This is a genomic window from Planobispora longispora, assembly GCF_016863135.1.
GTDB lineage: Bacteria > Actinomycetota > Actinomycetes > Streptosporangiales > Streptosporangiaceae > Planobispora > Planobispora longispora.
This window is the reverse complement of sequence record NZ_BOOH01000065.1, coordinates 72,338-90,368: the sequence shown is the minus strand read 5'-3', so window position 1 is coordinate 90,368 and position 18,031 is coordinate 72,338. Positions and strand designations below refer to the sequence as shown.

18 protein-coding genes and 1 pseudogene are annotated in these 18,031 nt (G+C 72.8%); 12 read left to right on the top strand and 7 right to left on the bottom strand.

All coding sequences use genetic code 11. From position 1 onward, the window contains the following. Positions 1–145 precede the first annotated feature (145 nt). Together Plo01_RS36325 and Plo01_RS36320 are read right to left on the bottom strand one after the other, a co-directional pair. A complete protein-coding gene (locus tag Plo01_RS36325) occupies positions 146–490 on the bottom strand; it encodes a hypothetical protein (protein WP_203895307.1) in 345 nt (114 codons plus the stop codon). 91 nt (positions 491–581) lie between these two features. Continuing rightward, positions 582–863: pseudogene (locus tag Plo01_RS36320) on the bottom strand (hypothetical protein); the annotation flags it as partial. 120 nt (positions 864–983) lie between these two features. Here Plo01_RS36320 and Plo01_RS36315 point away from each other — a divergent pair. Continuing rightward, entirely contained in the window at positions 984–1,361 is a 378-nt protein-coding gene (locus Plo01_RS36315) for a hypothetical protein (protein ID WP_239317762.1), read from the top strand. A 309-nt stretch (positions 1,362–1,670) separates the two neighbouring features. Further along, positions 1,671–2,852, top strand: a complete 1,182-nt coding sequence (locus tag Plo01_RS36310) for an amidohydrolase family protein (protein WP_203895305.1) — start codon at positions 1,671–1,673, stop codon at positions 2,850–2,852. A 54-nt stretch (positions 2,853–2,906) separates the two neighbouring features. Here the strand turns inward: Plo01_RS36310 and Plo01_RS36305 are convergent, their stop codons facing one another. From Plo01_RS36305 to Plo01_RS36295, 3 genes are all read right to left on the bottom strand, one after another. Continuing rightward, positions 2,907–4,130 (bottom strand): MFS transporter, encoded by a 1,224-nt coding sequence (locus Plo01_RS36305; protein ID WP_203895304.1) that lies wholly within the window; start codon positions 4,128–4,130, stop codon positions 2,907–2,909. 160 nt (positions 4,131–4,290) lie between these two features. Beyond that, entirely contained in the window at positions 4,291–5,766 is a 1,476-nt protein-coding gene (locus tag Plo01_RS36300) for an MFS transporter (RefSeq protein ID WP_203895303.1), read from the bottom strand. Continuing rightward, positions 5,763–6,314, bottom strand: a complete 552-nt coding sequence (locus tag Plo01_RS36295; RefSeq protein WP_203895302.1) for a TetR/AcrR family transcriptional regulator — start codon at positions 6,312–6,314, stop codon at positions 5,763–5,765. Before Plo01_RS36295 ends, Plo01_RS36300 begins: the two co-directional genes overlap by 4 nt. A gap of 214 nt (positions 6,315–6,528) precedes the next feature. On the opposite strand from Plo01_RS36295, the gene Plo01_RS36290 reads away from it, so the two are divergent. From Plo01_RS36290 to Plo01_RS36280, 3 genes are read left to right on the top strand one after another with little or no spacing between them, the layout of a single operon-like run. Further along, positions 6,529–7,131, top strand: coding sequence for a dihydrofolate reductase family protein (locus Plo01_RS36290; protein WP_203895301.1), 603 nt, complete (start codon positions 6,529–6,531; stop codon positions 7,129–7,131). Between the two features lie 52 nt (positions 7,132–7,183). Next, complete coding sequence (locus Plo01_RS36285; RefSeq protein ID WP_203895300.1) at positions 7,184–7,507, top strand: YciI family protein; 324 nt, start codon at positions 7,184–7,186, stop codon at positions 7,505–7,507. Next, the gene (locus Plo01_RS36280; RefSeq protein ID WP_203895299.1) at positions 7,504–8,736 is read left to right on the top strand and encodes an RNA polymerase sigma factor; all 1,233 of its coding nucleotides are present in this window, start codon (positions 7,504–7,506) and stop codon (positions 8,734–8,736) included. The genes Plo01_RS36285 and Plo01_RS36280 overlap by 4 nt, the downstream gene beginning before the upstream one ends. A 90-nt stretch (positions 8,737–8,826) precedes the next feature. On the opposite strand, the gene ilvA is transcribed toward Plo01_RS36280, so the two are convergent. Then, complete coding sequence (gene ilvA, locus Plo01_RS36275; RefSeq protein ID WP_203895298.1) at positions 8,827–10,077, bottom strand: threonine ammonia-lyase IlvA; 1,251 nt, start codon at positions 10,075–10,077, stop codon at positions 8,827–8,829. A gap of 293 nt (positions 10,078–10,370) precedes the next feature. Here ilvA and Plo01_RS36270 point away from each other — a divergent pair, with 293 nt between their 5' ends. The 4 genes from Plo01_RS36270 to Plo01_RS36255 all read left to right on the top strand — a co-directional run bounded on the left by Plo01_RS36270 (position 10,371) and on the right by Plo01_RS36255 (position 14,952). Continuing rightward, positions 10,371–10,910 carry a hypothetical protein gene (locus tag Plo01_RS36270; RefSeq protein WP_203895297.1) on the top strand — a complete coding sequence of 180 codons (540 nt, stop codon included), beginning with the start codon at positions 10,371–10,373 and terminating at the stop codon, positions 10,908–10,910. Positions 10,911–11,136: 226 nt separating this feature from the next. Then, positions 11,137–12,498 carry a PepSY-associated TM helix domain-containing protein gene (locus Plo01_RS36265; protein ID WP_203895296.1) on the top strand — a complete coding sequence of 454 codons (1,362 nt, stop codon included), beginning with the start codon at positions 11,137–11,139 and terminating at the stop codon, positions 12,496–12,498. Positions 12,499–12,619: 121 nt separating this feature from the next. Next, entirely contained in the window at positions 12,620–14,311 is a 1,692-nt protein-coding gene (locus tag Plo01_RS36260; RefSeq protein ID WP_203895295.1) for a sensor histidine kinase, read from the top strand. An 83-nt stretch (positions 14,312–14,394) separates the two neighbouring features. Further along, positions 14,395–14,952, top strand: coding sequence for an MFS transporter (locus Plo01_RS36255; RefSeq protein WP_203895294.1), 558 nt, complete (start codon positions 14,395–14,397; stop codon positions 14,950–14,952). Positions 14,953–15,191: 239 nt separating this feature from the next. Here the strand turns inward: Plo01_RS36255 and Plo01_RS41175 are convergent, their stop codons facing one another. After that, positions 15,192–15,320: a hypothetical protein gene (locus tag Plo01_RS41175; RefSeq protein ID WP_275415453.1), complete on the bottom strand. Its 129-nt coding sequence runs from the start codon at positions 15,318–15,320 to the stop codon at positions 15,192–15,194. On the opposite strand from Plo01_RS41175, the gene Plo01_RS36250 reads away from it, so the two are divergent. The 3 genes from Plo01_RS36250 to Plo01_RS36240 all read left to right on the top strand — a co-directional run bounded on the left by Plo01_RS36250 (position 15,319) and on the right by Plo01_RS36240 (position 17,941). Then, positions 15,319–15,708, top strand: coding sequence for a copper chaperone PCu(A)C (locus Plo01_RS36250; protein ID WP_239317759.1), 390 nt, complete (start codon positions 15,319–15,321; stop codon positions 15,706–15,708). The two genes, Plo01_RS41175 and Plo01_RS36250, sit on opposite strands and share 2 nt — an antisense overlap. Then, complete coding sequence (locus Plo01_RS36245) at positions 15,705–16,931, top strand: Dyp-type peroxidase (protein ID WP_203895292.1); 1,227 nt, start codon at positions 15,705–15,707, stop codon at positions 16,929–16,931. The genes Plo01_RS36250 and Plo01_RS36245 overlap by 4 nt, the downstream gene beginning before the upstream one ends. A gap of 212 nt (positions 16,932–17,143) precedes the next feature. Then, on the top strand, positions 17,144–17,941 hold the full coding sequence (locus tag Plo01_RS36240; protein WP_203895291.1) for a sensor histidine kinase: 798 nt from the start codon (positions 17,144–17,146) through the stop codon (positions 17,939–17,941). Positions 17,942–18,031 lie beyond the last annotated feature (90 nt).

Sequence of the window (18,031 nt, the reverse complement as noted above, 5' to 3'; positions counted from 1 at the left end):
GGGCCGCACGCTCAGCCGTCCGGCGGCGCGCTCGGTCCCGACATCCGGCAGCGCGGTGCCAGGCCCGTCAGGCCACCGAGCAGCGCGCCGAGACTCCAGCGGCTACGGCGTGCCGGCCCGCTCCCGGCGCTGGCAGGTGAGCCGGTCATGAGTTCACTACCGCGGTGGGGGACACCGGCGCGACGGCCGGCTGGTACTGCCAGACCAGACGGGGTTCGTCGTGTCCGCCGGCGGTGCGGCAGGTGTCGTAGCGGATCACGCCGTCGCGGCGCAGCCCGGCAGCCGCGCCGATCGCATCGACGTTCTCCGGCGACCAGCCGAAGAACTCCAGGCCGGCACCGGTGGGCAGGCCTGGGCTGGCCCGCATGACGATCCTCCCGGCCGGGCTCAGCCATGAGGCGACATGCCGCAACTGCTGCTCGATGACCGTCGGGCGCTGCTCGACCGGGACGTTGTGCGGCAGCTCGGTGAACCGGGCCGCGCGGGCCACCGCCGGTTGCGGTCCGGCTGATGCAACCCGAACGCCCGCGCGAACGCGGCGACCCGGCCCTGCAGCAGCATCACCTGATCGAGATCATTTCGAGGAACTGGACGTTCATCCCGCGCCGGTGGTGTTTGCCGGAGTGGTACGGCGCCTCGTCGGCCAGCCGGTCGATCGGCAGGGGCGTGCCGACACCGGCGGCATAGGCCGGGCGGGCGGGCGGCCCTGCGTAGGGCGGCGTGCACGTCGTCGGCCAAGGCGGCGCCGGCGGGAGTGCCGTTGCGCGGTGAGCGCGGATCAGCTCGGCCAGGCGGACAAGGGTGCGGTTGGACAGCGGGATCGCGGCGCGGTAGGACAGCGACGAGGCTCCCGGTCGGGGCACCGGATCTTGGCCGACTGCTGTCTTACCGGGGGCCTCGTCTCACCTCGACCCCGGCCTTCCGTACCTACGCTGACCGGCGCCGTCAGGTTGAAAAGGGCTCAGTGCATGAAGGAGAGCGGAATGACACAGGAGCGCGTGCTGGTGATCGGCCTTGATCCCGCCAGGATCCACGGCTGGGATCCGGAGCCGATCCAGGCGGCGATGGCACGCGGCCGGGCCCGCTTCGACGATCACAACCTCGAGGCCGACTGGTGCCTGGTGGCGCTCGACGATGATCCCGAAGGAACGATCATGCGGGCGCTGACTCGCGCAGACTATGGCTGTGTGGTGGTCGGGGGCGGCATCCGCAAGCACGAACCGTTGCTCGAGCTTTTCGAGACGGTCGTCAACCTGGTGCACCGGCACGCTCCCGATGCGGCCATCGCCTTCAACAGCGACCCCGAAGATTGCGCCGATGCAGCTCTGCGGTGGCTGCGTCGGCCCGGAGGGACCGGTTGAAGGCATTGCAGCCCGCCGGGAACATCGCAACGGGAACGTACTCGACGGCAGGTCAGGGCTTTGATCGCAGGCGGACTCCCGACTCCCGGGAAGGCGCTCCCGCCCGTCACGAGGCGTTCTTCCCCGGCGCCTGACCTCGCATCGGCCGGTGGACAGGGGAAGGTCCATGCCCGTGAGTCGGGATTCCGGTCCGCGACGTGGGCTTATCTCTGAAGATCAGTTTTTTTGGCGCTTGGCGATCACGGGCAAGGGCCGCCACCGGCGCCGCGTTCTCCTGCGCCGGTTTCCCGCTCTGCTTATTGTGGTTTCGTGAGTTTTCTGGCGATTCGAGTGGCGCGGGTGTTCGACGGAGAGCGGCTGCTCGACGGGATCACCGTGGTGCTGGTGGAAGACGGCCGCATCGCCGGCGTGGCACCGGGCCCGGCGGCACCCGACGGGTGGCCGACCCGCGACCTGCCCGACGGCACGTTGCTGCCCGGTCTGATCGACGCGCACGTGCACCTGTGCGCCGACAGCGGCCCGGGCGCGCTCGACCGGCTCACCGGGTACACGCGAGAGCAGCTGGAAGACACCATCGAGGCGTCGTTGGAGGCCCACCTGGCCGCGGGCGTCACCACCGTGCGCGACCTGGGTGACTACCGTGACGCCGTGCCGGCTTGGCGATCGAAGGGCAGGCCCGGCCTGCCGTCCGTCGTGGCGGCCGGTGCGCCGATCACCAGTGTGGGCGGGCACTGCTGGTCCATGGGGGGTGAGGCGCAGGGCGCGGACGGGCTGCGCGAGGCCGTACGGCGACGGGCCGAGCGCGGCGCCGACATCGTGAAGATCATGGCGAGCGGCGGTGTGCTGACGCCCGGCACCGACACGATGAGCCCGCAGTTCACCGACGACGAGCTGAAGGCGGCGGTCGACGAGGCGCACGCCCTCGGCCTGCCGATCACCGCGCACGCCCACGCGCTCGCGGCGGTACGGCAGGCGCTGGATGCGGGCGTCGACGGGATCGAGCACTGCACCTGTCTCACCCCTGCCGGCGTCCAGCTCGACGACGCGCTGCTCGCCGCGCTCGCCGAATCCGAGATCGTGGTCTGCGCGACCCTGGGGTCTGATCCGGGGGTCGTGGTGCCGCCGCAGATCGTGGCGATGGCTGAGCGCGCCGGGATCACCGAGGCCGTCCTGCAGGAAGCCGTCGCCCGCCTCCACCGGGGCGGAGTGCGCCTGGTGGCCGGTTCGGACGCGGGCATCGGTCCCGCCAAGCCGCACGGACTGCTGCCCGCCACCCTCGAGGAGTACGTCAGGTCCGGCCTGCCGGCGACCTCCGTCCTGGCCGCGGCGACCTCGGTGGCCGCCGACGCGTGCGGGGTCGGCGACCGCAAGGGCCGGATACGGCCCGGCTACGAAGCGGACCTGCTGGTGGTCGACGGCGACCCGACCCGCGACATCACCGCGGCGGGCTCGCCTCTCGCCGTGTACCTCGCCGGTCAGCCGGCCTCCTGACCCGTCGGCCCGGCCCCCGTCCGGCATGCCTGATCCCGGCGGACCTGAGAGGGCTCATCCCTGCAGGACGGCCTCGGGTTCGTCGTGGGTGATGTGCATGAGCTGACGCCAGAGCGCCGCCACGAAGACGGCGGAACCGGCGAAGGCGAACCAGAAGGGGGCGGTCACGCCGTAACGGGCGGCCAGCGCCCCGCCGATGAGCGAACCGGCGACGAGGCCGCCGAAGACGCAGATGGTGTTCACGCTGCCCACCCGGCCCTGCAGTTCGGCCGGGACGGCCCGCTGCCGGACGGTGACCGAGGTGGTGCCCCAGATGAACGCGTGCGCGCCGAACACCAGGAAGATCACCGAGGCTACCCATGGGGAGGTGGTGAGGGCGAGGCCGAGATGGGTGAGCGTCTCGAGGATCAGCCCGACGCGCATGATCACTCCGAGGCTGAGCCGGCGGGTGATCGCCCCGTAGAGGGCGGTGCCGATGAGTCCGCCGATCGCGCTGATCGTGGTGAGCAGGCCGAAGCCGATCGGGCCGAGGTCGAGCCGTTCCAGGCTGTAGAGGACCAGCACCGACCAGGCGGCGCCGAACGTGATGTTGAAGATCAGGATGGTGAGGGCCAGGGTCCGTACGGCGGCGTGCCGGATCGTCCAGCCGAATCCTTCCCTGAGGTCGTGCCAGAGACCCGTGCTCCCGGCGCCGTTCCGCCGCCCGTGCGGCGGCAGCGCGACCCGGGAGATCATGACGAGCCCGGCCGCGACGAGCAGGAGCTGCCCGGCGAACGGCCAGGTCGCCCCGGCGGTGAAGAGCAGCGCGCCCAGCGGCGGCCCGGCGAGCTGGTTGAGGGTGAGGAACCCGGTCTGCAGGCGGGCGTTCGCGACCGCGAGATCGTCGCGGGCGACCAGCATCGGGGTGAGCGTCGAGGTGGTGTTGTCGGCGAACACCTCGGTGACCCCGATCAGCGCCAGTGCGATCAACGCCCCGGTCACCGTCACGGTGCCGGTGGCGATCATCGCGACCAGCCCGGCCAGGATCGCCAGCCGTACGGCATTGGCCACCAGCACGATCCGCCGCCGGTCCAGCCGGTCCGACAGCACACCCGCGTAGAGGCTGAACGCCAGCGGCGGCGCCCAGCCGATCAGCGCCCCCAGTGAGATCAGGAACGGGTCGCGCGTCAGCGACGCGATGAGCAACGGCGCCGCCGCCATCGCCACGCCGTCGCCGAAGTTGGTCACCCAGCTCGATCCCAGCAGCCACCGGAACGGTGACCCCAGTCGTCCGGGCACGAATCGCTCAATCACCTTCCGCATCACAGCCCCAGGACCTTACGGCCGCACCTCTGCCGGCGGCAACGCAAATACGGGCGCCCCGCGGCGGATCCGGGGCCGCGAAGAGCGGCGCCCGCGGACGGAGCGGGCGGAGCGGGCGGAGCGGGCCGGATCCGCGTCAGCGGGGGGCGGCTGCCAGGTCCAGGTCGGCCGGAGTGCGCCACCACACCAGCGCCGCCGCGACCACCATCAGCACCGCACCGTAGCCGCTGGTCAGCACCAGCGAGTCGCTGAACGCCCGCTGGGCCTGGAGGGCGAGCGCCGCGTCCTGCGTCGCGGCGGCGACCTCCAGCGCGGTCCCGAGCGACTCCGGTGTGCCCGGTGGCACCTCGCCGCGGTACAGCGCGGCGGCCACGCTGCCCAGCACCGCGACCCCGAGCGTGCCGCCCACCTCGTAGCTGGTCTCCTCGATCGCCGCGGCGCTGCCCGCCTTCTCCGCGGGCGAGCCCGACATGATCACGGCGGATGCGATCGCCAGAGCGCCCATGCCCGCGCCGATGAGCAGCAGCGCCACCGCGACCGAGGCGTAGCCCAGCGGCAGCAGATTGATCACGGCGAAGCCCGCGCCGGACACGAGCAGCCCGCCGGACAGCACCGCTCGCGCGCCGACGCGGGCCGCCAGCGCGGGTGCGAGCGGTGAGCAGATGCCCGCGCCGACCGCCATCGGCAGCAGCCGCACCCCTGTCTCCAGCGGGGAGTAGCCCTGTACGAGCTGCATCCACTGGGCGAGGAGCAGCGCCATCGCGGCCATCGCGATCGAGGTGGCCAGCGCCGCGATCGTGCCGGAGGTGAACGCCCCGTCGCGGAACAGCCGCAGATCCAGCAGCGGGTCGTGCCGGCGCAGGCAGCGTCGCACGAACCAGGTGAGCGCCAGCGCGGCGACCGTCGCGGTGACGGCAGTCCGGACGTCCAGGCCCTCCTCGGCCCCGTGCTTGATCGCGTACGCCAGGGCCGCCATTCCCACCACCGACAGCACCGCGCCCGCGCCGTCCCAGCGCCCCGGGTTCGGATTGCGGGACTCGGGCAGCAGGATGAGCCCGGACACGACGGCGATCACCATGACCGGGACGTTGACCAGGAAGGCCGCGTGCCAGCTGAAGTTCTCCAGCAGCAGGCCGCCGACGATCGGGCCGAGCGCGCCGCCGAGCGAGGCCATCGCCGCCCAGATGCCGAGAGCGGTGGCCCGCTCGCGGGCGTCGGTGAACAGAGTGCGGATCATCGACAGGGTGGACGGCATGATCATCGCGCCGCCGACGCCCAGCAGCGCCCTGATGGCGATCACCTCGGCGGGGCTGTCGGCCGTCACCACGGCGACCGAGGCCAGGCCGAACAGCGTGAATCCGGTGAGCAGCATCTTCTTGCGACCCCACCGGTCGCCCAGCGCGCTGGCCGTGACCAGCAGGCCCGCCACGATCAGGGAGTAGACGTCGACCATCCACAGCAGTTCGACCGAGCCGGGCCGCAGCTGCGCGGAGATCTCGGGCAGGGCCACGTTGAGGATGGTCATGTCCATGACGACCAGCAGCAGGCTGGCCGACAGGACCGCCAGGCCGGCCCAGCGCCTGGTGTGCGGCCCGGCCGCCGTCGCCGTCATGAGGTCCCCTTGAGGAAGGTGTCGAGAAACAGGCGCGGCACGTCCCGCTGGGCCACGTCCCCACGGCGCACGCTTTCGGTGACCGCCACGAGCAGACCGAAGACGGCGCTGCTGACCCATCGCACCGGCAGGTCGGCGCGGATCAGCCCGGCCCGCTGGCAGGCGGCCAGGAACTCCACCTCGCGGTCCTCGATCTCGTCGGAGCGGCGCAGCAGGTCGGCCGGGAGCGTGTTCTCGGTGAGGAGGAAGCCGTGCTCGTGGCAGATGGCGACTTCGCCGTGGAGCAGGGCGTGGAGCGCCTCCTGCAGGCGGGCCCGGTCCCCGGAGGCGGCCGCCTCGGCGATGCCCGCCTCCTGCTGGACGCGTTCCCAGTCGGCCAGCGCCCGCCAGCCCAGCACGGTCACCAGGTCGTCCCGGCTGGTGAAGTGCCGGTGCAACGTGGCCCGGCTGATGCCGACAGCCGTGGCGATCTCCGCCATGGAGGCGGTCGGCACGGCGTTGAGATGCCGGATCGCCGCCGTGATGATCTGTTCACGACTCACTGCCATTGAAACACTTCCGTCTTATTTGAGACATCTATGTCTCATAGTACGGCATGCGGCGGCGGCCGGGACGATCACCGTCGTGCTGCCGGGCCGCCGCGACCGGCGTCCCGGGGAATTCCCCGAAGAAATCCAGGCGGCGGTGTCGGATCGGGGTGGTGGCGTTCGTAGCAGGGGTGAGGCCGCCCACGAGGGGCGCCGAGGCGAAGGAACCGCGATCATGAAGCTGACGACCATGACCCAGATCACCCTCGACGGGGTGATGCAGGGCAACGGCGGCGTGTCGGACGAGGACCGCAGGAACGGATTCGAGCGCGGCGGATGGGCCCGGGGGGCGGGTGACGACGAGACCAGGACGTTCATCACGCGGACCTACCAGCGGGCCGAGGCGTTCCTGTTCGGCAGGCGCACCTACGAGCTGTTCGCCGACTCCTGGGGATCGACCCGCGCACACCCCATCGGCGTGGCCTTGAACGAGGCCCCGAAGTACGTCGCCTCGACCACGCTCACCGCGCCGCGCTGGAGGGACACGACCGTTCTCCGCGGTGACCTCCCGGCGGCCATCGGTGAGCTGAAGGCCAAGCCCGGGGGTGAGCTGCAGGTGCACGGCAGCGGCATCCTGACCCGGTGGCTGCTGGAGAACGACCTGGTCGACGAGATGACTCTGATCGTGGTCCCGGTGGTCCTCGGCCAGGGCGCGAGACTGTTCCCGGAGACCGGTCCGGATCTCGCGCTCGACCTGGTCGAGTCGCGGGTCGACACGAAGGGCGTGATGACCCAGGTCTACCGGCCGGCCGGGCGCCCGCGGTATGCGACGGCCTGAAGTCCCCATCACCGAACCACGCTGTCTTGGCACCACAGGAGATGATTCTCAGATGCGGTATCTGGTTTCCGTGATCGATGACAAGGACAATCCCGGCAGCACGGACAGGGGGCCTGCCATCAACGCGTTCAACGAACGACTGATCGCCGAGGGCCACTGGGTCTTCTCGGGCGGACTCGCGGACACCGGCGCGGCCACGGTCGTCGACAACCGGGGCGAGCAGGCGGTGTTCAGCGACGGGCCCTTCGTGGAGTCGAAGGAGTATCTCGCCGGCGTCTGGGTGTGGGAGGCCCCCGACCTGGACGTGGCGCTCAGGCTCGCCGCCGAGGCGTCGGAGGTCTGCGATCGGAAGATCGAGGTGCGGCCGTTCCTGTGAGCGACGTCGCAGAGGCGGTCACCCGGGCCCACCACGACGAGTGGGCCCGGGTGGTGGCCGCCCTGACCAGGCGTTTCGGTGACCTCGACATCGCTGAGGAGGCGGCTGCCGAGGCGTTCGCGACCGCCGTGGAGCGGTGGCCGGCCGACGGCGTGCCGCCCAATCCCGGCGCCTGGCTGACCACGACCGCCAACCGCAGGGCCATCGACCGGCTCCGGCGGGAGAGCAAGCGCGACGACAAGCACAGGGAGGCGCAGATGACGTACGGCCACCCGCCCGAGCCTGCCGGCGCCATCGACGACGACCGGCTCCGGCTGATCTTCACCTGCTGCCACCCGGCGCTGGCGATGGAGGCGCGGGTGGCGCTGACGCTGCGCATGGTCGGCGGGCTGACCGTGCCCGAGATCGCCCGTGCCTTCCTGGTGCGGGGGACCGCCATGGAGCAGCGCATCACCCGCGCGAAGGCCAAGATCAAGGCGGCTCGCATCCCCTGCCGGATGCCGTCCGCCGACGATCTGCCGGATCGTGTCTCCGGCGTCCTGGCCGTCCTGTTCCTCGTCTTCAACGAGGGCTACCTGGCCAGCGGCCCCGGCGCCGGCCCCGTACGGCACGACCTGACCACCGAGGCGATCCGGCTCACCCGCCTGATCCGCGCCCTCCTGCCGCAGGACGGAGAAGTGGCCGGACTGCTGGCGCTGATGCTGCTCACCGAGGCCCGCCGCGCCGCCCGGGTCTCGGCGGACGGCGAACTGGTGGCGCTCGACGAGCAGGACCGCGGGGCCTGGGACGCGGAACTGATCGCCGAAGGTCATCGGCTGGTGCGCGAGCGCCTGGCCGCCGCCGCCGCCGGGGCGGCTCCCGGGCGCTATCAGATCCTCGCCGCGATCAACGCCGTGCACACCTCCGCCCGCGACATCCGCGACACCGACTGGTCGCAGATCCTCGCCCTCTACGACCAGCTCGTCCGCCTCGACCCCTCGCCGATCATCGCCCTCAACCGGGCCGTCGCCGTGGCCGAGCTCGACGGGCCGGAGGTGGCACTGGCCATCGTCGACCGCCTCGCCGAGGCGCTGGCCGGCTATCACGCCTACCACGCCACCCGCGCCGACCTGCTGCGCCGGCTGGGCCGGAGCCGGCAGTCACGCGCGGCCTACGACCGGGCCATCGAGCTGGCGGGCAACACCGGCGAGACCGCCTACCTCACCCGCCGCCGCGCCCAGCTGCGGTAGCGCCCGCGTTCGAAGAGCGCGCTTGATCTTGATGGGGCAGCTCGGCCCGCACGGTGCCCGGCCTGACCGCCGGCGGGCTGTGACGGGAGGTCAGAGGAGGAAGGTGAACAGCGGCGAGCCGGGTGGGATGCGCTCCACCGTGAGCGGGCCGGCCTTCATCCGGAACAGGAGGCTGTCGAGGTCGCCGGCCCGCTCGAGTTCGATGCCGACGAGCGCCGGGCCGGTCTCGCGGTTGTTCTTCTTGACGTACTCGAAGGCGATGATGTCCTCGCCCTCGCCCAGAACCTCGTCCAGGAAGTGACGCAGGGCGCCGGGACGCTGCGGGAAGGTCACCAGGAAGTAGTGCCGCAGCCCGATGTGCACGAGGGAGCGCTCCAGCACCTCGTTGTACCGGCTGACGTCGTTGTTGCCGCCCGACACCACGCAGACCACCGGCCCTCCGGAGGAGGACGGCAGCAGCTCGCGGGCCGCGGCTCCCGCGAGGGCTCCGGCGGGCTCGGCGATGATGCCGTCGGTCTGGTAGAGGTCCAGCATCTCGGTGCAGACCGCCCCCTCGTCGACCGCGACGACCTCATCGACCAAGTCCTTGACCAGGGGGAACGTTGAGTCTCCCACCCTTCCGACGGCGGCGCCGTCCACGAAGGTGTCGAGCTCGGGCAGGGCGAGGGGCCCGCCGTGGTCGAGGGCGGCGCGCATGCTGGCCGCTCCGGCGGGTTCGGCTCCCACGATGCGGGTGCCGGGGGAGTGCTCGCGGAGCCAGACGGCGACTCCGCTGATCAGGCCGCCTCCGCCGACCGGGACGACCACGGTGTGCGGCGCCTCACCGCACTGCGCCAGGAGCTCCAGGCCGACCGTGCCCTGCCCGGCCATCGTCCTGACGTCGTCGAACGGATGCACATAGATCGCGCCGGTGCGCTCGCTGTCGGCGTGCGCGGCGGTGCTCGCCTCGTCGTAGGTGCCGCCGCCGACCACGACCTCCACCCGGTCGCCGCCGAGCGCCGCGATGCGCCCGCGCTTCTGCCGCGGCGTGGTGGACGGAACGTACACGCGCCCGTCGATCCCCAGGCGCGCGCAGGCGAACGCGACGCCCTGGCCGTGGTTGCCCGCGCTGGCGCAGACCACGCCGCGCCGCCGTTCCTCCTCCGTGAGGGAGGCGATCAGGTTGAACGCCCCGCGCACCTTGTAGGAGCGGCAGACCTGGGAGTCCTCGCGCTTGAGCAGCACCCGGCCGCCGAGCAGGCCGGACAGCCGCTGGTTCGGCTCCAGCGCGGTACGGCGCACCACCGGCCGCAACCGTTCGGCCGCCTGGCTGATCATCGCGGCGGTGAGACGGTCGGTCATGCACACTCCTGGCACGGTGGTGGATCAAGGATGGTAGCAGGGCGTCGCGCGGTGGAGACGGCGGAGGCCGCACGGACGATCACCGAGGACGGCGCCCGTCGCCAGGCGGGCACACCAGCCACAACGATCCCAGCAGGTCATGCGATTCCCGCAGCGCCTCGCCGTCCCGCAGCGGCCGCTCATGAGGGCGGCCGGGGCCGGACGGCGCTCCCTCAGCATCGCCGGTCGTCCCGGACGGGAGACGGACGCGGCGGTGAACTGGCGTGATCGGCATTTTCTGTCATCATGTGGGCGTGCCTGTCCTTCGCCTGATGCGCGCCGCGGTGTTCGCGGTCGCGTGCGTCATGGCGTCGCTGGGCATGCACATGCTGGCCGGAGGCGCCGCCGTCGACCCGGCCGTTCTCGCCGGGACCGTGCCGCCGATCATGGGTGGGGCGTTCGTCCTGGCCCGGCGGCAGCGGGGCCTGAGCGTCCTGCTGACCGCGGCCTTCGCCGCCCAGTACGGCCTGCACCACGTCTTCTCCGCGGCCGCGGCGCCGCAGCCGCTCCCCGCCCACGCCCACGGGGGCCTGGCCGCGGACGTGGCCATGCTGCTGGCCCACGCGGTGACGGCGTCGCTGTCGGCCTACTGGCTGGAGCGCGGTGAGAGCGCGCTGGCCACGCTGCTGCGTCTGCTCGTGGCCTCCGTTCTCGTCCTGCTGGTGGGACGGGCGCCGGTCGTGCGGCCCGCCGTCTCGCCGCCCTCCGCGGAGACCGGCCCTTCGTTCGTCACCCGGCTGCTCGCCGCGGCCGTCTCCCGGCGCGGGCCGCCGGTGGGGTTCTCCGTCATCTGATCCGGGCCGTGCGCCCGTGAAACACGCGCCGCCGGTGCGGGCCGTCCGGGTCCCCACCTCGGCGCCCCTGTAATGCGCTGCCCGCGGTGCGCCGCCCGCCACCGGGCCCTCCGGTGCGGCGACCGCACCCGCAGGCTCCGGCCACCGCGGCCGAGCCGACCATGACGAACCCCCGCCGGGATGCGTATCTCCTTGTTCGCATCCCCGCAAAACGGAGAACCCCTTCATGACTTCCGACGTGCGAGAGCTGAACTCCGCCCCCGAACGATCCCGGCCCGCCGCCTGGCCCGCGCTGCGCGCGCTGGTGCTGCGCCTGCACTTCTACGCCGGCATCCTCGTCGCGCCCTTCCTGCTGGTGGCCGCCGCCACCGGCCTGCTGTACGCCGCCTCCTTCCAGATCGAGAAGATCGTCTACGCCCACGAGCTGACCGTCGAGGCCGTCCCGCCGGGCAAGCAGCGCCTGCCGCTGGCCCGGCAGATCGCCGCCGCCCGGACCGCCCACCCGCAGGGCACGATCGGCGCGGTACGGCCCGCCGCCGAGCCCGAGGCCACCACCCGCATCCTGCTGGACGCGCCGGACCTGCCCGAGTCCACCCGGCTGGCGGTCTTCGTCGACCCCTACACCGGCCAGGTGCGCGGCGCGCTGGAGAGCTACGGCAGCTCCGGCGCGCTGCCGGTGCGCGCCTGGATCTCCACCCTCCACCGCCACCTGCAGCTGGGCGAGCCCGGCCGCCTCTACAGCGAGCTGGCGGCCAGCTGGCTGTGGGTGGTCGCGCTCGGCGGGGTGGTGCTGTGGCTGAGCCACCGCCGCCGCGCTCTCCGGCCCGACCGCACGGCGAAGGGCCTGCGCCGGACGCTGTCGTGGCACGGCTCGGTCGGCCTGTGGATCGCCGTCGGCCTGCTGTTCCTCTCGGCGACCGGACTGACCTGGTCGAAGTACGCCGGAGCGAACGTCGACAAGGTGCAGACCGCGCTGGGCTGGACCACCCCGGCCCTGTCCGTCTCCGGTGGAGATCACTCCGGCCACGCGGGGCACTCCGGCGGGGACTCCGCCGGGGCTGAGGCCGACGCCGACCGGATCGCGGCCGCGGCGGCGGGCGCCGGGCTGTCCGGTCCGCTGGAGATCGTCTGGCCGGCCGGGCCCGGCGCCGCGTTCACGGTCAAGGAGATGGACCGCGAGTGGCCCCAGCGCAACGATCAGGTCGCCGTCGACGCGGCGAGCGGCCGCGTGGCCGGGGAACTGCGCTTCGACGACTTCCCGCCGGCGGCCAAGTTGATCCGGTGGGGCATCGACGGGCACATGGGCGTGCTGTTCGGCCTGCCCAACCAGATCCTGTTGATGGCGCTGGCGACCGGACTGATCTTCCTGATCGGGTGGGGCTATCGGATGTGGTGGCTGCGCCGCCCCACCAAGGGCTTCGCCGCCCCGTACGCGCGCGGCGGCTGGCGGGCGGCGCCCCCGGCCGTGCTGCTGCCCGCCGGGGCGGTGGCGATCGCGGCGGGGGCGTTCATCCCGCTGCTGGGGATCCCCCTGCTGGCGTTCCTGGTCGTCGACGTCGTCATGGGCAGGGTCAAGGCGTCCGGCTGACCCCGTCCGGGCCGGCGGCCGGATCGCGCGGGAACGGCAGAGCGGCCTGGCGGGCGGTGCGGTTCGCGGTCATTCGAGGGTAGGAAACGGTCGTCGACGGCTGATGGCGGGTGTCGGGCCGATGGGGGCGGGGGACGGCATGCCGGACCGGGAGTGGGAAGAGCCGCTGGTGGTGTTGCTGGAGGACATCACCGCGATCTTCGATATCACCGAGGATCCACGCGCGGCGGCGCAGGCGATGCTGCTCGCGGTGCACAAGATGATCGGATGGCCGCTGGGCCATCTGTGGGTGCCTGACGGCCCCGGGGGCGCGTTCGTCTCCTCCGGAGTCTGGGCGGGGCCCGTCGAGCGCTTCCCGCACCTGCGGGAGGCGACGGCGCGCGCCCGCCTGCCGGTGGGAACCGGCGCCGCCGGCCGGGCCGCCGCGGCCGGCCGGCCGCTGTGGTCGCACGATCTCGCCGGCGACCCGCTGTTCGCGCATGCTTGTCATGACGCTGCGGCGGAGGCCGGGACGGCGCTGGCGGTGCCGGTGGCGACCGGCGACGGCGCGGTCGTGGTGCTGGAGTTCTTCTGCCCCGAGGCGCTCGCCCCGGACGAGCCGCTGCTGCGGATCCTGGCCAGCCTGAGCCGCCAGATGGGCCGGATGGCCGAGCACTGGCTCGCCCGCCAGGAGACGCAAACCGTCAGACGCCAGCTGGAGCAGGTGATCGAAACCTCGGTGGAGGCCTTCGTCGCCACCGACGCCGACGAGCGCATCATCAGCTGGAACGCCGCCGCCGAGCGCATGTTCGGACTGTCACGACGGCAGGCGCTGGGTAAGATCATGAGTCAGACGATCGTGCCGGTCCGCTACCGGGCCCTCTACGAGCAGGAGCGCAAGCGCTTCCTGGCCACCGGCCAGTCGTCGACGCTGGGCCGCAGACTGCAGGTGGCCGCACTCCGCGCCGACGGCAGCGAGTTCCCGGCCGAGACGGTCATCTGGGCCACCCGGGAGGCCGAGGACTGGACCTTCAACGCCTTCCTGCACGACATCACCGACCGTCACCGCGCCGAACAGGCCCTGCGCCAGGCCTATGCCCAGGAACAGGTCACCGTGGCGCGTCTGGAGGAACTGGACCACGCCAAGAGCGTGTTCATCGACACCATCGGCCACGAGCTGAGCACCCCTCTGGCGAGCATCCTCGGCTATCTGGAGATCCTCACCACCGACGACGACGCGCTGCCGGCCGACCGGCGCACGCAGATGACGCGGTCCGTGATCGACAACGCCATGCGGCTGCAGAAACTGATAGAGGACGTCCTCGCGGTCAACGCCACCACCGGCAGGCCCCGGAAGATCACCCCCGTCGCGACGACGGCGCAGGAGGTCATCACCGAGGCGGTGCGCACGGCGAAGGCCGAAACCCGCTCCAGCGAGCACTCCGTCCGGGCGCATGTCGACGCCGGTCTGCCGGCCCTGCGCGCCGATCACGGTCTGCTGGTGCGCGCGGTGAACGCGTTGTTGTCCAACGCGGTCAAGTTCTCCGCGACCGGCACTCCGATCACCGTGCGCGCCTCACTCGCCGGCGACACGGTGGCGATCACCGTCAGCGACTCGGGAATGGGCATCGGCCCCGACGAGCTGCCGTACGTCTTCGACCGCTTCTACCGCGCCCCCGCCGCCCGCCAGGCGGCCATCCAGGGCATCGGCCTGGGACTGGCCATCGCCAAGGACATCGTCGAGGCCCACGGCGGCACCCTCACCGCCAGCAGCGTCAGGGGAGAGGGCTCCACCTTCACTCTGGCCCTTCCCCGCCCGCGATCCGGCCCTTGAGGATCGTCGCAGGGGCTCGGCGTCCTCCGGATGTCGCGGCGGATGTCCGGGGCGCCGGCCCCGCATGCGATGATGATCACGTCATGCCCGCCTCCTCGTTCCTCCGCCTGGCCCGCGCCGCCGTCTTCACCACGGTCGGCCTCGGGCTGAGCCTGGCGGCGCACCTGCTGGCCGGAGGCCCGGTCTCCGTCGGCGGCGCGGCGGGCGGGCTGGCGCTGACGTTCGCCGCGGCGCTGGCGGCGGCCGGGCGTGAGCGCTCGACGGCGCTGATCCTGCCGTTCCTGGCCGGGGTGCAGGTCGCGCTGCACGCGCTGTTCTCCCTGACGCACGCGGCGCCCGCGACCGAGCTCGCCGGGCATGCCCACACCGGGCTGGTGCCCGGCCTGGGCATGCTCATCATGCACGGATGGGCGGTCGCGCTGACCGCGCTGTGGCTGGCACGCGGCGAGGCGGCGCTGTGGGCGCTGCTACGGCGGCTGCCGCTGCGGCTGCGCCGCCTCCTCCTGGCGCACGCCCTCCCGGAGCCGGAGCCGTCCTTCGTCCCGCCCGCGACCGTGCCCCGGGTGCGGCACTCGGTCCGGTTGCGTCACGCCGTGCCCAGGCGCGGTCCTCCCCGCCGGGTCGACGCCGCCTTCGGCTGAACGTCCCGATCGCCGAAGGCCGCTCTCGCATCGTCGCGGGCCGCGCATGCCCGCCGCCGGGGCCGCGGTCGCCGTGGCCCGGCGAATTCGACCTGCTGTGACCTCGCCTTCCGGCATGGCCTTGTCCTTTCACGGCGGCCTGCCGTACCACCAGAAAGGCTTTTCAGCGTGCTTTCTCGCCGTACCCGTTCCGCCGCCGCCCTGCTGGCCGCCGCGGTGGCGCTCACCGCATGCGCCTCTCAGAGCACGACCTCGGCCGCGCCCGCGAGCACCGCGTCCGCCGCGGCCGCGCCCGCCCCGTCGGCCTCCGCCGCCTCGTCCCCGCTGACGATCACCGACCCGTGGGTGAAGACCACGAAGGAGGGCATGACCGCCGCCTTCGGCACCCTGGTCAACACCACCGACGCCGACGTGGTCGTCGTCTCCGGGGCCTCCCCGCTGTCGCCGAAGGTCGAGCTGCACGAGGTCGTCGACTCCGGCGGCAAGATGATCATGCGCCCGAAGGAGGGCGGCTTCGTCGTCCCGGCGCGCGGCGCCCACCCCCTGCAGCCCGGCGGCGACCACATCATGCTCATGGGCGTCACCGAGGAGGTGAAGCCCGGCGCGCAGATCGCCTTCACCCTCGCGCTCGAGGACGGCTCGACCCTGGAGTTCACCGCCGTCGGCAAGGAGTTCGCCGGGGCCGAGGAGGATTACCGGCCCGGCACGGACATGGGCGAGGACAAGGGCGGGCACACCGGCGGAGGCGACCGGTGACGGCCGATCCCCGCATCAGCCGGCGGGGACTGCTCACCGCGGGCGCCGCCGCGGCCGCGGGCGCCGTGGCGGCGTGCTCACCCGAACAGGCCCCCGCGTTCCGGAACGGTGTCGCGCGCGGGCGGAACGTCTCCGCGACCGCCTCCGGCGGCACCGCGGTCGAGCCCTTCCACGGCGTCCACCAGGCGGGCGTCGCCACGCCGCCGCAGACCCACGCCGCCTTCGTCGGCCTGGACCTGCTGCCCGGCACCGGCCGGGAGGCGATCGCCCGGATGATGCGGCTGCTGAGCGACGACGCGCGCCGCCTGACCCGGGGCGCGCCCGCGCTGGCCGACACCGAACCGGAACTGGCCGTGCTCCCGGCCCGGCTGACCGTCACCTTCGGCTTCGGCCCGGGGCTGTTCGCCGCGGCCGGGGTCGAAGATCTGAGGCCGGAGCCGGTCGCGCCCCTGCCCGCGTTCTCCGTCGACAAGCTGGAGAAACGCTGGAGCGGCGGGGACCTGCTGCTGCAGATCTGCGCCGACGACGCCCTGACCGTGGCCCACGCGCTGCGCATGACGGTCAAGGACGCCCGCTCCTTCGCGAGGGTGCGCTGGGTCCAGCGCGGGTTCCGCCGTCCGCCGCACGCGCAGGACCCGGGCACGACCCAGCGCAACGTCATGGGCCAGCTGGACGGGACCGTCAACCCCAGGCCCGGCACCCCGGACTTCGACCGGGCGGTATGGGCCGGCGGCGGCCCGGACTGGATGCGCGGCGGCACCACGCTGGTGCTGCGGCGCATCCGGGCCGAGCTGGAGACCTGGGACGCCCTCGACCGGGTGGGCAAGGAGTTCTCCGTGGGCCGCCGCCTGGGCACCGGCGCCCCGCTCACCGGGGAGAAGGAACACGACGAGCCGGACTTCGCCGCGCTCACCCCGGCCGGGTTCCCCGTCATCGACGATCAGGCTCACATCCGCAGAGCCCACGTCGCCGATCCGGGGATGCGGATCTTCCGCCGGGTCTACAACTACGACGAGGGCCTGTCCGCCGGCGGGCACGCCGACTCGGGGCTGCTGTTCGCCTCCTACCAGGCCGACATCGCCCGGCAGTTCATCCCCGTCCAGAAACGCCTGGCCGAGGCCGACCTGCTGAACGAGTGGACGACGCCGATCGGCTCGGCCGTGTTCGCCGTCCCCCCGGGCTGCGCGGAGGACGGCTGGATCGGCGAGACCCTGCTGTCCTGACAGCGAGGGCGCAGGTGAACGCCTCCCGGTGGAGTCCGGCTCTCGTCCTGAGCGACCACGGTGTCCTCAGCGGGATCCGCCGGCTCCGTCCGGGAGGCGATCGCCTGCACAGCGGTGACCAGCCGTTACGCTTGGTGCGGGAAGGTCTCGGCCCGCCTGGTGACTCCCCTCGGCTCCACCGGACCGCCGCGTGAGCGAAGGGGAACAGCAGCATGGCCGTCATCCCGTGGCCCAGTGATGAGATCGGGCGTCTGGCCGAACTGCACACCCTGGGCGCGCTGGAGGCCGTGCCGCATCCGGATTTCTCCGCCATCGCCGAGCTGGCCGGCGATACCTGTCAGGCGCCGATCGCCCTGGTCAACCTGATCGGGGAGAGGCGGCAGTACTTCAAGGGGCACGCGGGCACCGCCGAGATCGGGTTGGATCGCCAGATGGCGTTCTGCCCGTATGTCATCTGTGATCACGAGCTGCTGGAGGTGCCCGACGCGCTGGCCGACGCGCGCTTCCGCGATGATCCGGTGGTGGCCGGCGAGCCGCGGGTGCGGTTTTACGCCGGGGCGCCGATCATCAGCGCCACCGGCCACGCGCTGGGCACGGTGCGCGTGATGGATCGCCGCCCGCGCCGGCTGTCGGCCACCCAGCGCCGGGCCCTGGCGACGCTGGCGACCAACGCGGCCGGCCTGCTGGAGGCCCAGCACCGGGCCGAGGCGCTGGAACGCATCCAGGACATCGCCGCGCGGGAGATCCGGCTGCTGCAGCGCGTCACCGGCGACCTGCGCGAGCCGCTGGCGTCGCTGCGCGCCTACCTGCAGGTGATCGCCGATGACGGCCTGGACGCGGCCATGGAGGGCAATCTGGCACGCACGATCACCCGGGACGGGCGGCTGCTGGCGGAGCTGATCGACGAGCTGGTGCTGCTGGCCCGGCTGAACGCCCACCTCGCCGCCTTCGCGCGGAAGGACGATCCCGCACACCGGTCTTTCTCTGCCGGCGGCCGGTCACCACGGTGATCGGAGCATGAGCGACGAACCGCCGGAGCCCGCCCGGCGCGCCGCGGCCCGCGCCGGACGGGTCGCCGCGGTCCCGGCGCGGCGACGGCG